General features: G+C 42.6%; 13 protein-coding genes. 6 read left to right on the top strand and 7 right to left on the bottom strand.

Annotation, left to right across the window (positions count from 1 at the left end; genetic code table 11):
* Positions 1-425 precede the first annotated feature (425 nt).
* The 3 genes from I8748_RS18595 to petB all read right to left on the bottom strand — a co-directional run bounded on the left by I8748_RS18595 (position 426) and on the right by petB (position 2,805).
* Entirely contained in the window at positions 426-869 is a 444-nt protein-coding gene (locus I8748_RS18595; protein WP_198126079.1) for an ATP-binding protein, read from the bottom strand.
* A gap of 541 nt (positions 870-1,410) precedes the next feature.
* Positions 1,411-1,893 (bottom strand): cytochrome b6-f complex subunit IV, encoded by a 483-nt coding sequence (gene petD / locus I8748_RS18590; protein ID WP_096551605.1) that lies wholly within the window; start codon positions 1,891-1,893, stop codon positions 1,411-1,413.
* Positions 1,894-2,157: 264 nt separating this feature from the next.
* Entirely contained in the window at positions 2,158-2,805 is a 648-nt protein-coding gene (petB, locus tag I8748_RS18585) for a cytochrome b6 (protein ID WP_096551603.1), read from the bottom strand.
* A 367-nt stretch (positions 2,806-3,172) separates the two neighbouring features.
* On the opposite strand from petB, the gene ctpA reads away from it, so the two are divergent.
* The gene (gene ctpA, locus I8748_RS18580; RefSeq protein ID WP_198126055.1) at positions 3,173-4,435 is read left to right on the top strand and encodes a carboxyl-terminal processing protease CtpA; all 1,263 of its coding nucleotides are present in this window, start codon (positions 3,173-3,175) and stop codon (positions 4,433-4,435) included.
* A 97-nt stretch (positions 4,436-4,532) separates the two neighbouring features.
* On the opposite strand, the gene I8748_RS18575 is transcribed toward ctpA, so the two are convergent.
* Entirely contained in the window at positions 4,533-5,216 is a 684-nt protein-coding gene (locus I8748_RS18575; RefSeq protein ID WP_198126054.1) for an MBL fold metallo-hydrolase, read from the bottom strand.
* A 187-nt stretch (positions 5,217-5,403) separates the two neighbouring features.
* On the opposite strand from I8748_RS18575, the gene I8748_RS18570 reads away from it, so the two are divergent.
* Positions 5,404-6,888, top strand: coding sequence for a site-2 protease family protein (locus tag I8748_RS18570; protein ID WP_198126053.1), 1,485 nt, complete (start codon positions 5,404-5,406; stop codon positions 6,886-6,888).
* 4 nt (positions 6,889-6,892) lie between these two features.
* Here I8748_RS18570 and I8748_RS18565 read toward each other — a convergent pair whose 3' ends face one another.
* Complete coding sequence (locus I8748_RS18565; RefSeq protein WP_198126052.1) at positions 6,893-7,657, bottom strand: class I SAM-dependent methyltransferase; 765 nt, start codon at positions 7,655-7,657, stop codon at positions 6,893-6,895.
* 114 nt (positions 7,658-7,771) lie between these two features.
* Between I8748_RS18565 and I8748_RS18560 the strand changes: the two genes are divergently transcribed.
* Both I8748_RS18560 and I8748_RS18555 read left to right on the top strand, forming a co-directional pair.
* Positions 7,772-8,227, top strand: a complete 456-nt coding sequence (locus I8748_RS18560) for a GFA family protein (protein WP_198126051.1) — start codon at positions 7,772-7,774, stop codon at positions 8,225-8,227.
* Between the two features lie 132 nt (positions 8,228-8,359).
* On the top strand, positions 8,360-9,178 hold the full coding sequence (locus I8748_RS18555; protein WP_198126050.1) for a class I SAM-dependent methyltransferase: 819 nt from the start codon (positions 8,360-8,362) through the stop codon (positions 9,176-9,178).
* Positions 9,179-9,335: 157 nt separating this feature from the next.
* On the opposite strand, the gene I8748_RS18550 is transcribed toward I8748_RS18555, so the two are convergent.
* Both I8748_RS18550 and I8748_RS18545 read right to left on the bottom strand, forming a co-directional pair.
* Complete coding sequence (locus I8748_RS18550) at positions 9,336-10,904, bottom strand: metallophosphoesterase family protein (protein WP_198126049.1); 1,569 nt, start codon at positions 10,902-10,904, stop codon at positions 9,336-9,338.
* A 343-nt stretch (positions 10,905-11,247) separates the two neighbouring features.
* Positions 11,248-13,080 carry an ABC transporter ATP-binding protein gene (locus I8748_RS18545; protein WP_198126048.1) on the bottom strand — a complete coding sequence of 611 codons (1,833 nt, stop codon included), beginning with the start codon at positions 13,078-13,080 and terminating at the stop codon, positions 11,248-11,250.
* A 1,104-nt stretch (positions 13,081-14,184) separates the two neighbouring features.
* Between I8748_RS18545 and I8748_RS34660 the strand changes: the two genes are divergently transcribed.
* Together I8748_RS34660 and I8748_RS18540 are read left to right on the top strand one after the other, a co-directional pair.
* Positions 14,185-14,331, top strand: coding sequence for a hypothetical protein (locus I8748_RS34660; protein ID WP_214662650.1), 147 nt, complete (start codon positions 14,185-14,187; stop codon positions 14,329-14,331).
* Positions 14,332-14,374: 43 nt separating this feature from the next.
* Positions 14,375-16,861, top strand: a 2,487-nt coding sequence (locus I8748_RS18540) for a WD40 repeat domain-containing protein (RefSeq protein WP_198126047.1), incomplete at its 3' end; no start/stop codon positions are given.

The raw sequence follows: 16,861 nt of genomic DNA, 5'->3' as shown, positions 1-16,861 counted from the left end.
GCATATATTATTTTGTAGACTGTTCCCAGTTGACTGTTAACAGACCTGACGAATGTGAGTATGCAATGAGTATGTGTTTTAGCTTAGATGCGATAATTTTTATCGACAGATAGCATCACTAGGCCTGGTGAGCCGTGCCTCAACAAAAGTTAGGATTACCAACTACTTGCTGCCAAATCCTAACAAAGTATTAGCTGCAACTTGTATGCTGACTTTACTGGATTGAGTATTTTTTTTTATACAAAAATTTATGTATAATTAGCCGAAGAGTTTTAGTATAATTACGTAAATCAAGGCAAAATGAATTGAATTTAGGTCAGTGCAGATCTCTAAAAGGGAACAGTGTAGTTAGTAGGAACCAGGGGTCAGAAGCCAGGAGTTAGGAAATATCATGATTTAATCTCTTGGCTTCTGACTCCTTGTTTTTACACTTGACCTTGTTGGGCATATTTGACAATCAGCAAACAATTTCTATCATCTGCACTGCGTTCGTAGACAACACGGTCAGCTAAACGCCTCAGGAGAAACCATCCATAACCCCCTGCTTGCAGAGTACCTGGTTCTGGCTCTGCGATCGCATCAGGATTAAAAGGTTTTCCATAATCCCAAATTTTGATTTCCAGTCGGTCTATCCATAAGCTAACTTCAATCTCTATGGTTGTTTCTGGTGGTAAAGCACGATGAGCATGACGAACTGCATTAGTAAAGCCCTCTGCTAATGCTAAATTGAGGCGATAAAGTTGACTTTCTGACCAGCCAAGTTGAAACAAATATTTTAGACAAAACTGCTCAAACCATTGTTGCACTTGGTTTAGAAGGCTCAGTTCGCTCTTCACCGTCAGATGGTCTTGCTGCACTATGCTAAACATTGACGGTGTTTTGAATATAAGTAAACCTAAGTTGCTAGTTATGGAATTTTGCACTTTTAGCAAAATTTTTCTGATAGCTAAAAAAAACCTAGTTTGGCGGATTTTCTCTACCAAAATACAAAATATGGCTGATTTTGGCATTATTTGTAACTAGCAACTTCACATTAACCGAAGTAAAAGGACAAGGAATTAAGGAACAGTTAACATTATCAGTAAAGAATTTGATCACTGAATAACTCATAACTGGTATGAGTACTTAGTACTTTGCCCTCAAGTGGCGTTTCTAACGACACTCAGATAAAAGTATAGTACGGTTACTATGACGCTCTTACACTCGCGCTTCGCCGCGATCGGTAAAATATGTTTATATTTGTTGCGTTTTGGTGATTTGAGATTTTGGAATAGCTTTTCTATCCAAAACTTATAATCCCAGATGCCAGTTGGATTACTAAAATTGACGCCTGTCAATTTTTTTCAAAAGCACATCTATAAAATATGCTCTTGAAACTCACAGGCGTCAAAACTCTTTGCAGTGACTACTTTAGAAAAGTCCCAAGGTCAAAGATTTGTCTAATGGTAAGGCAGCACCAATACCTAGCCACAGAGTGACGAGAGTGCCAAACAGGAACACTGTAGTCGCTACTGGACGGCGGAAGGGGTTTTGGAACTTATTAACGTTCTCAATAAAAGGAACGAGAATCAGTCCCAGAGGTACGGAAGCCATTGCTAACACTCCTAAAAGTTTGTTAGGAAGCGATCGCAAAATCTGGAATACAGGATACAAATACCACTCTGGCAAAATTTCCAGTGGTGTGGCGAAAGGATTGGCTGGTTCACCTGTCATCGCTGGGTCTAGTACAGCTAGAGCCACTATACAAGCGAACGAACCCATGATTACAACTGGAAATACATACAATAGGTCATTGGGCCAAGCGGGTTCACCATAATAGTTGTGACCCATGCCTTTGGCGAGTTTGGCTCTTAATTGAGGATCGCTGAGATCGGGTTTTTTTTGCGTTGCCATTTTTTAATGCGCTCTCCTGCTTAATTTCAGTTAAAGCATTTGTCAAGCCATCAGCTATTAAATATCCCTAAGTTGCGGAAGCGCCATGCTGTCGAGTTCATGGGGCTTCCGCCCCTAGGGTTCTACAGCTTTCAGCTACAAATACAAGTTGTTTGTTTTTTTAGTAACTTAAGAGTCATCTATTGCTGATTTTCCCTCAGTTTAAAACAAACGACTTAATCTTGGAACTGATTGCTGTTGCTTTTCGCACTTGAGCTGATGAAATTACAAAGGCCCGGAAATACCTTGCTTGCGGATCATCAAGAAGTGGAATAGCATGAAGACCGCAATCAGCCAAGGTAGCACAAATGTGTGGGCGCTGTAGTAGCGAGTCAGGGTTGCTTGACCAACACTAGAACCACCGCGTAGTAGGTCGGAAATCAAAACGCCAACTACGGGAATTGCTTCTGGTACACCACTAACGATTTTCACAGCCCAGTAGCCTACTTGATCCCAAGGCAGGGAGTAGCCTGTTACACCAAAGGAAACTGTGATTACCGCTAAGATAACGCCACTTACCCAAGTTAACTCGCGGGGCTTTTTGAAACCGCCAGTTAGGTATACTCGGAAGACGTGCAAAATCATCATTAGCACCATCATGCTGGCAGACCAGCGGTGGATGGAGCGAATTAACCAACCAAAGCTGACTTCATTCATGATGTACTCCACAGAGGAGTAAGCTTCAGCAACTGTTGGTTTGTAGTAGAACGTCATGGCAAATCCAGTGGCGAACTGGATGAGAAAGCAAGTTAGGGTAATTCCACCCAGGCAGTAAAAAATATTGACATGGGGAGGGACGTACTTGCTAGTTACGTCATCAGCTAGCGCCTGAATTTCCAAGCGTTCCTCAAACCAGTCGTAAACGTTGGCCATACAATCTCAAATTCCTAAAAATCGGTTGCGGTTGATCAATCTCCCAATTAGCAATTTTGGGATTTTCACAAAGAGGAGTTGGTTTGTTTGCTTTTGAGCTTTCAAAGTGATAAAAGTTTATAAAAACTTAACACTCTGCAAATATGGGATATATTGCGTTCTCTTTGCAACCCAACACAGAAAATGTGGACACAAAGTAGATCTTATCGTTTGTTGAGCGCGATGCGTCAGCATCAATTGCCTTAACAAGTTGATGAGAACAATGCATCACTTCTATAAAAAAAGTAACATAGTCGAGAGATAGATTTCATCAAACTACAAGGTAATTGGGCAGTTATAGACAATTTGGGTTGAGGTGGGATTGAAAATGGGGTTCATGCACAAACAGACTTTTCGCTTTGGATTTTCATTATTAATGGCTTTTTGCTTGGCGCTGGGGGTACTCATCCAGCCAGCAGCGGCTTTGACGCAGGAACAAAAGCTAGTTTCAGAAGTTTGGCGAATTGTCAATCGCAGTTATTTGGATGGCACGTTTAATGATCAAAACTGGGCGGCGGTCAGGCAAAAGGCTCTACAAAAGCCGTTAAACAACTCGAAAGCAACTTACGGGGCGATTCAGGAAATGCTTAAAAGCCTTGATGACCCTTTTACCCGCTTTTTAGACCCAGAACAGTACCGTAGTTTGCAGGTGAATACTTCTGGAGAATTGACTGGGGTGGGTTTACAAATCGCCCTCAATCCCCAGACGGGAAAGTTAGAGGTAGTGTCTCCCATTGCGGGTTCACCAGCGGATAAAGCCGGAATTAGACCACGCGATCGCATTCTCAAAATTGAAGGCGTTTCTACACAAAATCTCACCCTCGACGAAGCAGCAGCCAGAATGCGCGGCCCCATTGGTAGCTTGATTACGCTGTTGATCGAGCGAGACGGAGAAGGAGAAACGGAAATTAGAGTAGTACGCGATCGCATCACTCTTAACCCTGTTGTGGCAGATTTACGCTTTTCTCCACAAGGTACGCCCATCGGCTACCTGCGCCTAACTCAATTTAATGCCAACGCCTCTATGGAATTGGCACATGCTATTTCTAGTCTAGAAAAAAAAGGCGCTGCTGCCTACATTCTCGATTTACGAAATAATCCAGGAGGACTATTACAATCAGGTATTGAAATTGCCCGCCTGTGGTTAGATTCGGGCACCATCGTCTACACCGTAAATCGTCAAGGTATTCAGGGTAGTTTTGAAGCATTCGGCCCAGCCTTGACAGACGATCCTTTAGTAATTTTGGTCAATCAAGGAACTGCTAGTGCCAGTGAGATTCTCGCCGGCGCACTACAAGATAATGGTCGTGCTAAGTTGGTAGGTGAAACCACTTTTGGCAAAGGTTTAATTCAATCCTTGTTTGAATTGTCAGATGGTTCTGGCTTGGCAGTCACAATTGCTAAGTATGAAACTCCTAATCACCGGGATATCAATAAATTAGGTATTAAGCCAGATCAAGTCATTACTCAAGAACCAATAACCCGCGAACAAATTGCTACAGAAGCGGATCAACAATATCAAGCCGCTGTAGAACTCTTAGCAAAAAATTCGTCAGAAATTTCGCATTCAACTGACCGTGCCAATTCTTAAATTTTAATATGAGTTCGATGAACCTCTCCCTCCCAGCCTCCCTCTTTTTGTAGGAGAGGGGTTGTGGGAGAGGTCAAAACAGCACTTGGTCAGTCCCTTAAATTATCGGCTGTATCGGCAGCAAAGCTGGTAAATCTAGAGAAGCAAGACGCTGGTAAGCATTATCTATGATACCTTTACCCCTGAGAAAACCAGTATTCGCACCCGGACAAATATACTGGAGAGTTTCTGGTGTAAAGCGGTCTAACAAAGACTGGAGACTTTTAATCTGCCTGGGCCAGTGGAAAGTTTTTGCTGTGCGTAATGGCATCGGTTCGCCTTGCTGGTTGGGAAGTAAATGTCGTCCAGAAAACAGTACACCTCCCAAATCACTGTAGTACAAGCAAGATGAACCAGGAGAATGACCAGGTGTCCAAATTAATTGTGCTGTGGGGAGCGTAAATTCTTGAGCAAAGGTAGTTACAGTTAATCCTGGTAATAAATAAGCTTCTTGTTCTTGAATCATAATTTCGCAGCCCATAGCTTGCTGCAATTCTGCCGTTTGACCAATAGCACCGCGATGGGTGAGAAATAACCAACGCACACCGCCATGCGATCGCAAAAAATCTTGATTTGTTTGAACTAAGGCAGGGCAATCTATGAGGATATTGCCTTCATTTCTTACAATGAAGTAAGATGTTCCTCCTAATGTGTCCCGATTTGGTGGAAAGGCAAAAATGCTGTTAAGAACAGCATGTGGTGGCTTAGCTGTTTGACTTGGCTGTTGAGGTAAGGGGCACATGAGAAAAAACCGAAACTGAGGAGTTGGGAAAATCTGGTGACAGAGTTGAACTTCTTAAGAATTGATACTTGAGAATTAACAAGCGCTGTTAACCGTTGGGGGAAAGTGGGTTTAGAGTCTGCCTTGTAGTCTCAGCTGTGATGCTGGCACTTAATGGTAGGACATTTTTTCAAAATCATTGAAGATCATGACATTTTTTTGGTTTCTTCTCCTACTACTGGGGCTGGCTACTTATCTAATGGTGCAGCGCAGTGTCGCTAACATTACTCGCACACCGGTCTGGCTGTTGTGGCTGGTTTTGATGACACCAGCATTGGTATTGAGCGGGTGGACGCTCATACATGGGGTCAAACAACCTCCACCGCCATCACTGATCATCTGGTCGTCAAGTTTCTGCCTTCTGTTATACTGGCTTTTATTTCAATTGGGGCGTCGGGTACCAAAAGATAAACAAACCCAAGCCCAAGCTATTGAATCACAATCGCCTATCCAACCTACCGTAGAACCAGTACCAGTGCGTCCCATCGAGCTAACAGAAGAAACCCAACTGCGAAATTGTTTTCCCTGGTCGGTTTACTACATCCAAAATATTGAATATAGACCCCAAGCCATAATTTGCCGAGGTCAGTTAAGAACTACACCAACTAAAGCCTATCAACAGATTAAGGCAAATGTGGAAGCGGAATTTGGCGATCGCTTTTTGCTGATTTTTCAAGAAGGCCTCAATGGCAAACCTTTCTTTGTACTTGTTCCTAACGCTCAGGCGGCTAAAGCAGCAAATGCAGGTAAACCAGAAAAATTAACGCGACCAGGATTAGCATTATTACTGCTATTAGCGACTTTAGCAACTACTACCCTGGTGGGAAGCAGAATTGTTGGGATTCAACCGACTCAAGTAGAATCTAATCCAACTGTCCTTTTGCAAGGACTACCCTATGCTATGGGTCTAATGACTATTTTAGGCATTCACGAACTTGGTCATTATTTGACAGCTCGGTTCTACAAAATTCGCTCGACGCTGCCTTACTTTATCCCCATGCCTTTTTTCTTGGGAACTTTTGGGGCATTTATTCAAATGCGTAGTCCCATTCCCAACCGCAAAGCTTTATTTGACGTAAGCATTGCCGGGCCAATTGCTGGTTTTGTCGCTACATTACCCTTACTAATATGGGGTCTGGCTAATTCTAATATAGTTCCTTTGACTGAAAAAACGGGACTGTTAAACCCTGATGCTCTCAATCCCAAATATTCAATATTACTAGCATTACTCTCAAAATTAGCATTAGGCAGTCAGTTAACTGCAAAATCAGCTATTGATTTGCATCCCATAGCAGTAGCTGGTTTTCTAGGATTAATCGTCACAGCATTAAATTTGATGCCTGTAGGACAATTAGACGGTGGTCATATTGTCCATGCAATGTTTGGACAAAGAACTGCAATTGTGATTGGGCAAATTGCACGCTTGCTGCTGTTACTACTTTCTTTAGTGCAATCAGAATTTTTTGTCTGGGCAATTATTTTATTGTTTATCAATCCAGTGGATGAACCTGCCTTGAATGATATCACTGAACTTAATAACGGACGTGACATTTTAGGATTGATGGCAATGGCTTTGTTGGTGATGATTGTGCTGCCATTACCCCAAGCGATCGCCAACTTGTTACAAATTTAAACACTCAGTTGTTATCCCTCTTCTCAAACACAATTACATGCTGCTGGGGTAACAAGTTTTTGGTTTCTCGCCAAACTAAACCAACGGCTTGCATTTCTTTACGGACTTGCTTTTGAGTCATCTTGTGCAGCCGTTTAATCATAATAAAAGGATTTTCGCCCCGATACTCAACCAGCACCACCCTACCACCAGGTTTCAGTGCTTTGACAATTCCTTGCATAACTTCTAGGGGATACTCGAACTCGTGGTAAGCGTCCACCATCAACACTAAGTCAACACTGGCTGCTGGGAGGTTGGGATTGGTAAGTGTAGCCAAAACAGGCTCAACATTAAAAATATTTTTTTCTTGTTTGAAATATTCAATAATCTCTAACATTTCTGGCTGAATATCCACAGCTAGCACCTTTCCCGCTGTTAATAACGGTGCGATGCGAAAACTCATGTAACCGGTACCTGCGCCAATATCCGCCACGACATCATTAGGTTTGAGGTTGAGGAGGCTAATAATTTTACTTGGCTGTTCCTCGGCTTCTCGACTGGGACGTTCTAGCCAGCCTGCGCCTGTGTGTCCCATCACATGAGCAATTTCTCGCCCCATGTAGTATTTACCGATACCATCCAGACTATGAAGCGATCGCTGTTCGTAAACTGTGGTAGATGTGGAATCTGCCCTTGCACCAACACTAGATAACTCCAGCAGTAAGCCTCCCAACATCACTAAAAAAAATAAGATAAATGGTAAAAAATTCAACTTGCGGTTATGAATCATATCAAGTGCAGTAAATCAGTTTGGGGACTTCTTACCTAATTAATGATAATCCTTGAACTCACGTATCATTAAGATAGCTTTAACTACAATCAAAGTTCAAAAGGGAAAAAACCTGTGAGTTTTCCATACACTGGAGGTTGTCAATGTGGACAGATTCGTTATGAAATCCGTGCTGAACCATTAACTCTTTATGTATGCCATTGTCAGGAGTGCCAGAAACAATCCTCCAGTGCCTTTGGAATGTCACTTACAGTAGCAGTAAATGCTGTTGTGATTGTTCAAGGACAACCAAAAACTTGGACTCGCAAAGCCGATAGTGGGCGTGAAGTCAAAAACCTGTTCTGCGGCGAGTGCGGAACACGACTATTTCATCAGCGGACTTATAGCCCAAATACTATTAACGTCAAACCTGGAACTTTAGATGATACCAGCTGGTTACGTCCAGTCGCAAATATTTGGACACGCAGTGCCCAGCCGTGGGTAAATATTTCTGACCAAATGCTTAATTATGATGGACAACCAGAGGATGTGCATTCTCTGTGGGAAAAATGGACACAACAGCAATCATGAACTTATGTAGGTGTTGCAGGTCGAGGACACTGAGTATTTGACTTGGCTGTTCATCAACTTTGGGTTCAACAGTAAGCAACTCAAGATCACCAGAAAAATTACTATAAACTCTAGAAGATTTGATATTTGGTTATGGTTAATCTAGATATTTATAAGCAGCAACTAAAAGAATTTTATGGTAGTAGAACTACTTATGACTATGAAGAAGGTACTCGCCATCCCCTAGAAGCTAAGATTCTACTGGAATTTGTGCCACTTCAACAGGGACAGAAAATCCTTGATGTGGCTACAGGAACAGGTTTAATTGCCATTCCCGCAGCTGAAAAAGTTGGTTCACAAGGCTATGTAATTGGGATTGACATGACCCCTGGAATGTTGCATCAAGCAAGACAAAAGATTGCAGAAACCAACTTACAAAACATCGAGTTAATTGAGGCAGATGTAGAATACTTTAACTTTAATGATGATAGTTTTGATGTTGTCTTTTGCTGTGAGGCAATTGTACTTTTTCCTGATATTCTTGCTATGTTGCAAAAGTGGTATCACTATTTAAAAATAGGAGGGTTTGTAGCATTTACCTCTCCTCCTGAAACTGCTTATTTAGGAACTGTTTATCAGAATATATGTAAGAAAGTATTGGGCGTATCAGTACAACATATTCTAGAAGAATTAGGTACTCCAGAAAAGTGTCATAACTTGCTACAACAGGCAGGTTTTAGAGACATCGAAATTAAAATTGAGCCATCGGGGCGATATCGTAATTTGCAAGATAAAAGATTAACTGCGAGAGAATTGAATACGAGTTTTAAAGGTAATCCGCTGTTAGCAAATTTATCACTAGCACAATTAGATCAATTTCAACTTGAGTACAGTGCAGAAATTGCAAAACTGACAACTGATCAAGGAGTTTGGGAAGATACCACAAAGTTCTTTGTTCGGGCCAGAAAGTGAGTGATGCGGATAGACAGCACTAACAACTGATACTGTTTCACTTTAATTTTGATACAAATAGGGAGCAGGGGAGCAGGGGTGAAAAAATTTGTATCAGATTTTTCGTGAAATGGTATGACAACTAACAACTGACAACTAACAACTAACAACCTTTGATTTAAATTACAAACGGTTCAAGTTCGCGACTATACCACTCATGGGCAACCCGCTCAGCTACCAACGGTCTAACGATAAACTTAGGTGGACAACCATCCAAAACATCAACCCGCACACAGGAGTAAGGTAATCGCTTTTGATAACCGTGACCGTTGCGACCAACATATAGTAAAGAATCCGCAACTTTACGGCTAGGATTACCAGGAATATCGCTAAAAGTTTCCATCAACTCAGACCCTTCGGGACGCTGGCGACGAGGGCGGCGACCGCTACCACCGGAGATAACATAATTGATGTGAGAGTCAGCGTAACCAGTGTCAACGGTGCGGAGATATTCTAAACAGTGGGCGTGACCATTGAAAATCAAATCGACTACTGGACGATCCTTGATTAAAGAACCGAGAGTTTCCGCCACCTGTGACAACACCCAGCGCAGGCGGTGACGTACAGCCAAAGTTTGTGCTTGGTTCCACTTAGTCGCCTCAGTGACGTAGGGGGGATGGTGGAAATAGATCACACGTCCGCGCACTTCTTTTGTATTCCAAGATTCAATTAGCCTGTTGCGTAACCAATCAAGTTGTTCAAAGTCGATAATTGGTGTACTTTGGGATGCTAATTGCTTCTCGATATCAATTTTGACTTCATTAATTTGGTCTAACTTGGCGCTGAGATCATCAAGTTGTTCAGCATCAGCAGGATTATCGGCGTTGAGGCGATCGCACATTGCCAAAATCTGTAACTCTTGGGAGTCTATTTCCTGGCGACGCTTTTGCAATTCCCGACGGTAAACTTCTCCTGCTTGGGTTGTTGGTAAAGGAGATGGTGTATTAAAAGTATTGGAATCAAGGGCGAAGAAGTCAATACCACCGTAACGAAACGTATAATAACGGTTGGGTAAACGAGTGAACTTTCCGGGTTCATATCGTAGACAGCGCCCCGTGTCAGTTTTAGCGGTATAATGGCTGTCTAAATGACTTTGTAACTTTTCTGGGTCAGCCGCTATTATATAGTCAAGAAACGCCCGTGCATAGGCATCACCTTGATTAGAACCATGCCAGCCAATTTCAAAATCTTTATAGCGCAGCATTCGACGTAGCCGTAATGTGCTTCCAGTGACCAAACGATACATCAACGGCACATCATAATAATCATGATTGCCCAGCACCGGCAGAAACGGTAGATTAAAAACCATGCGATCGTAGCGAATATTTTTTGGGTTGTGACCACCCACGAGAAACTCTCGGTAAGGTTCAATAAAATTCGCTGGGTAGTACTCATGGGAACCCACCACATAAATTACATCCCCAGTGTGCAGCACAAAACGGCAATCATCCTTGTGGCGAAGCATAAGTTCAGCAACTTGTCGCTGGGGATGGTGTCCGTAATGAGATTTTGTGCCACTATCACCAATAACCATAAAGGAAAATTCGGGACTATTTTCCTTACCATCATCAATAACCATGCTGGTTTGGTCGATACCCGACGAGATAATCTTGGAATGTTTCCACCGCACCCTTTCTTTCATCTTTTGAATTTTCACAGGTATAGGTGGTTCAGCAATTAATCTCATACTAGACACTCCCAAATTGTAGTCAAAGGTCAAAAGTCAAGGGTCAATAGTCAACAGTCAAGAATGAAATCTGAAATTTTAGCTTCCTAAATTTAACTTCCGAGATCAAAGCTGCAATTTCCGAGATCAAAGGCGCAATTTTCGAGATCAAAGCTGCAAGTTCCGAGATCAAAGCTGCAATTTCCAAGTTCAAAGCTGCAAGTTCGGGGATCAAAGCCTCAACTTCAGGGTTCAAAGCCTAAAAAGATATCTATATCTATCAACTAACATTCTCAACGCAATATAAAAAACTTTCCTCCCATGCCCAATTCCCAATTCCCAATTCCCAATTCCCAATTCCTAATTATTTATAACCCGCCGCCTGTAATAAAAACAGCTTGGCATAACGCCCTCCAGCCGCCAACAATTCTTCATGAGTTCCTTGTTCCACCACTTCCCCAGCTTCAATAACCACGATTTTGTCAGCCATCCTGACTGTAGAGAAGCGGTGAGAAATCAAAAATACCATCTGTTTTCGGGTCAGGGTACGAAAATGATTGAAAATATCAAACTCAGCTTGGGCATCCATTGCTGATGTTGGTTCATCTAATACCAAGATATCTGCTTGACTCCGCATAAAAGCACGAGAAAGGGCGATTTTCTGCCACTGTCCCCCAGAAAGTTCTTGTCCTCCCTTGAACCAACGCCCCAGCTGAGTCTGAAAGCTTTGGGGCAATTGTTCAATAAAAGGTTGTGCCATGCCTTTTTCAGCAGCAACTCGCCAACGGTTTTGATCTTCTAAATGTTCCACATCGCCCACACCAATATTCTCGCCTACAGTGAATTGGTAGCGAACAAAGTTCTGAAAAATGACACCGATGCGCCGCCGCAGCGCATCCACATCCCATTCTTGCAAGTCCAAGCCATCCAACAAAATACGTCCAGAGTCGGGAGTGTAAAGTCGGGTCAGGAGTTTGATTAAGGTAGTCTTGCCAGAACCGTTTTCACCCACAATTGCCAGTTTCTCGCCAGGTTTCAAATGTAGCGAAATATTTCTCAATGCTGGCTTGGAACTACCTGGATAAGTAAAAGTTACATCGATAAAGCGAATCCCATCTTGAGGATTTAAACCTCTGGTTGCTTCACCCCAAGGTTGTACTACTTCTTCTTCTAAAAAATCGTAGAGATTTGATAAATATAAGTTGTCTTCATACATTCCCCCTATAGAAGTCAGGGCATTAGAGAAAGTAGACTGACCTTGGCGAAACACAGTCAGATACATTGTCATGTCTCCCAAGGAAATCCTACCCATTACTGTCTCTACCACAATCCAAGCGTATGCCAGGTAAAAAGCAGCAGTACTCACCAAACTCAACAGATATCCCCACAGTCCCCGCCGCATAGTCAAGTCGCGGTCTTCGCCGTAGAGTTGATCAAACAGTTGATGGTAACGTCCCAGCAACATCTCCCCAATTTGATAGAGTTTGACTTCTGTAACATAGTCTTCTCTAGCCAGGAGATTTTCTATATAGTGTTGTTGGCGGGTTTCTGGCGCACGCCAACTAAATAGCCGAAAGGCTTCTCCAGCAAATTTTGTTTCTGCAATGAATGCAGGCATAGCTGCTATAACTAGCACTACTACCGACCAAATTGATAAATTCACCAGCAAAACGCCATAGGTGACAAGAGAAAGGGCGTTTTGTACTAAGCCAAAGGTACGATTTACTAAAGAAAGAGGACGAATCGATGCTTCTCGCCTGGCATTCGTTAATTTATCGTAAAATTCTGAGTCTTCAAACTGCCACAGATCCAGTGTCAGCGCTTTTTCCAATATCAATACATTTACCCGCTGACCCAATAGCACCCGTAACAACGACTGACAAACACTAAGACCCCGCTGACTGCCAGCTAGTAAAGCTACAGCGATCGCTTCTAATCCTACATACAATAAAGGTCGGTAAATATTGACAAAATTATGGCTTTGTGATTCAACTTGCGAGGCTAAGACCACCGCATCAACGATTAACTTGCCGATGTAGGCGATCGCAGCTGGTAAAAGACCAGCCATCAAAGTTAAAGTAGCAAGGATGATGGTCAAAGAGCGGCTAGTATTCCACACCAAGCCTATAGCCCGCCCGCTATAACGGAAAACTGCCAGTGATTGGCGCAGGGCATTTCGTTTCTTTTTATTCTTCATTATTCTTTTTATAGCGTGGAAATACCCGCAATTGCTCAAAGGGCACTAGAAACTAGAGATTAGGGATTAGATACTAAGTATTAACTACTATCAAAGACTTCTTCTAATCCTCGTTTCCAACACCCAATTTCCTACACCCAATTTTTTCAATTCGGATACTATAACTTCATCCCTGCATCTTTGAGAGATGTATCAGCTTATTGACTTATTTTTCAATATTTATAACTATTTGTAAATATAATATATACTAAGTAATATCATCAAAATTAACGTATTTCAATTCTCAAAGGAACTATGATTAAGTAATACTGCTAGCTAAATTTTGGACTAATACAACCTTATTTGAAAATTTATCAAAACTTTAAGTAGATTTGACTAGAAATATTATACACTGTTATCCTGGGTATAAAAGCTTTAATCAAGTGTAAATAGCAAAGATCAAAATATTCAAGTCGGAGTATTTCTTTGCTCATACCCCCTATTGAAAATGACCTACTAGTTACCTTACAAAGCACACGGGTATTAAGGCCTTTTAATCCTTATTAATGGCGGTTCATATACCCTTTTACCCTTTATCAAAGACTAGACATTGCCGACATGGATCAACTTCCTTTTTTGAGGAAAGTCTGGGAACAGGTCACTACCTAACCTTTGGGTTCTGCATTGTAGTACGCATAAAACTTTGTCGAAGCCATCTACGCTACCTTTAAATATTAGAAATACTCTGCTTTGGTGGATATCTGCTATTTGATTGATCAGTGAATTCAATGGTTAATAGACAATTAAAATGTACGAGTTAATACAGTTTAAAAAACTGATTTCAGAACTTATAAATCAGTCTGTTGTCCTGTAAAAATAATGATTCACATTTTGGTTAGTGTAGGTAAGTCTTCGTCACTAGTGAAGGGTGGTTTGAGAACAAATCCTAACCAAAAGTTCTACAAATTTAAGTTTTTTGGTGTCGAGAAACTAAGAAATCAGACCATTCCGGTGGTTATATCGCCAAAATCGGAATTTTCCGAAATATCTTGTATCCTATCAAGACAAAGGGAAGAGTGCTTTTTATCATCATTTCAAGACAAAAACTTTTGTTTTACATAACGGATGATAGCTAGCGAAATTGCCGAGTTAACCTGCGGAATTAATGATTTGAGTTATGTTTATCTACACATAGGAGACTATAAGTTTGAAGACCACGAGGTAGTAAAGATTATGCAGCAAGGATTATCAAGCAATGAAACGACGTTCTAGATACATCATTTTATTTTGCTGTACGCTCTTCACGATCTTACTGATGTCCTTCTGGGGTCAGATAAACGGGCCTATAACAGCCCAAGATAGTTTACAAAAATCGAACACCAAAGCAGTGAGTGCGATCGCTTATAGCCAGGATGGAAATAACCTGGTGAGCGGTACTGAAGATGGTCGAGTTGTGGTGTATGATGCAGCCACCGGCAAGAAGAAAATAGCTATATCGGCTACCTCAGCAGAAGTCGCCATCACAGGACTTAGCTTCACAAAAGAAGGAAAGCTCAATAGCGCTGGACGAGACTCTGTATTGCGTCAGTTGGATCTACAAACAAGCAAACAAACTTACACCCTCCCAGGACACGAACACCCAATTAAAACACTTGCCACCAGTCCAGACGGTAATTTCCTAGCCACTGGAGGCGAAGATACTAAAATCTTCTTGTGGAACGCACAGACCAACAAACTTGACAAGATTCTCGAAGGACACGACAGCTTTGTCGAGAGCTTGGTCTTCAGTCCAGACAGCAAGACCCTAGCCAGCTCAGATGATCAAGGTCTAATCAAGCTATGGGACGTGAAAGAAGGTAAAGAAATCAAAACCCTCCTCGGACACGCCGATAGAGTCAATCAACTTGCCTTTAATCCCAAAGGTGACATCTTAGCCAGTGTCAGCGATGACACCACAGCTCGACTTTGGGATGTGAAAACCAAAAAACAACTCAAAGTTCTGCGTAAAGCTACTCAACCGCTGAAGACAGTGATTTTCTCTGCGGATGGGAGTAGCTTGCTTGCTGGTGGTGATGACAAAAAGATTTTCGAGTGGAACACAGTAACCGGTAGTTTTACTAAAAGTCTCATTGGACATAATGGTTCTATCAAAAAGCTGGCTCCTAGCCCCGATGGAAAAAAGTTTGTCAGCGCAGACAAAAATGGTGAGATTAAAATCTGGAACGCAAAAACTAGTATCCAGGAGCAAAACATCCAAATACCAGATAAGACAGTGGATAAGCCAGTATCCATTGACCTAGATGGAGACAAGAGCCTGAAAAAACAGAAAACTCCTAACTCTGTTAAAAAAGCCGTCGTTAGTCCTACCAAACAAACACCAATCATCTCAGCAGCATCCCCATCAGGAGCATCAATACTGATAGTCATCAGCACTAGCAACCCGTTTAGCAACTACTACAGCGAGATACTACTCAACGAAGGATTAAACAACTTCAACACCAGCGACATCACCAACATCAGCCAACAAACACTAGCACAATACGACATAGTGCTACTAGGAGAAATCGCCCTCAGCACAGACCAAGTAGCCATATTCACCGATTGGGTAGCCGATGGCGGCAACCTGATTGCCATGCGCCCCGACAAAAAACTAGCAAACCTATTGGGGCTTTTGGACACATCATCCAGCCTCGACAACAGCTATTTGCTTGTAGACACCTCCACAGAAGCAGGCTACGGCATAGTAGATCAGACCATCCAATACCACGGAAGTGCCGATCGCTACACACTCAACGGAGCATCTAGCATCGCCAACCTCTACACAAACGCCACAACAGCCACCAGCAACCCAGCCATCACAGTGCGTAACGTCGGCAACAACGGCGGTACAGCAGCAGCATTCACCTACGACCTAGCACGTTCAATCATCTACACACGCCAAGGAAACATCGCCTGGGCCAACCAGGAACGCGATGGACTATCACCCATTCGTTCCGACGACCTCTTCTTTGGCAACGCCAATAGCGACATGCAAATAGATTGGGTAAATCTCAACAAAGTCGCAATTCCTCAAGCCGACGAACAACAACGCCTGCTAGCCAACCTAATCATCAAAATCAACCTAGATAAAAAACCACTACCACGTTTTTGGTACTTCCCCAACGGCAAAAAAGCAGTCGTACTCATGACAGGTGACGACCATGCCAACGGCGGCACAGCAGGAAGATTTGACCAATTTAAAGCCAAAAGTCCAGCCAACTGCGTAGTCGAAAATTGGGATTGTGTACGCGGCACATCATATATCTTCCCCAACTCCCCACTAACCAACCAGCAGGCAGCCGCCTACACAGCAGAAGGGTTTGAAGTCGCCTTACACATCAACACCAACTGTGCAGACTTCACAGCCAGCACATTAGAAAACTTCTACACACAACAACTCAGTAGCTTTACAACCAACTACAGCAGCATTTCAGCACCCAGCACCCAGCGACATCACTGTCTAGTGTGGAGTGACTGGTTTAGTACCCCAACTATCGAACTCAATCATGGCATCAGGTTCGACACCACCTACTACTACTGGCCACCGAGTTGGGTTGCCGACCGTCCAGGATTCTTCACAGGCTCTGGAATGCCAATGCGCCTAGCCAACACCAACGGCACAATCATTGATGTCTACAACGCCACCACCCAACTAACCGATGAATCAGGACAAACATATCCATCCTCAATCGACACTCTCCTAGACCGAGCAATAGGCAGCCAAGGCTATTACGGTGTTTTCAACGTCAACGCCCACACAGAT

Origin of the sequence: Amazonocrinis nigriterrae CENA67 (assembly GCF_016056305.1) — a bacterium.
Taxonomy (GTDB): domain Bacteria; phylum Cyanobacteriota; class Cyanobacteriia; order Cyanobacteriales; family Nostocaceae; genus Amazonocrinis; species Amazonocrinis nigriterrae.
Note: the sequence above shows the minus strand (reverse complement) of the source record. Positions and strands in the feature narration are given on the sequence as shown.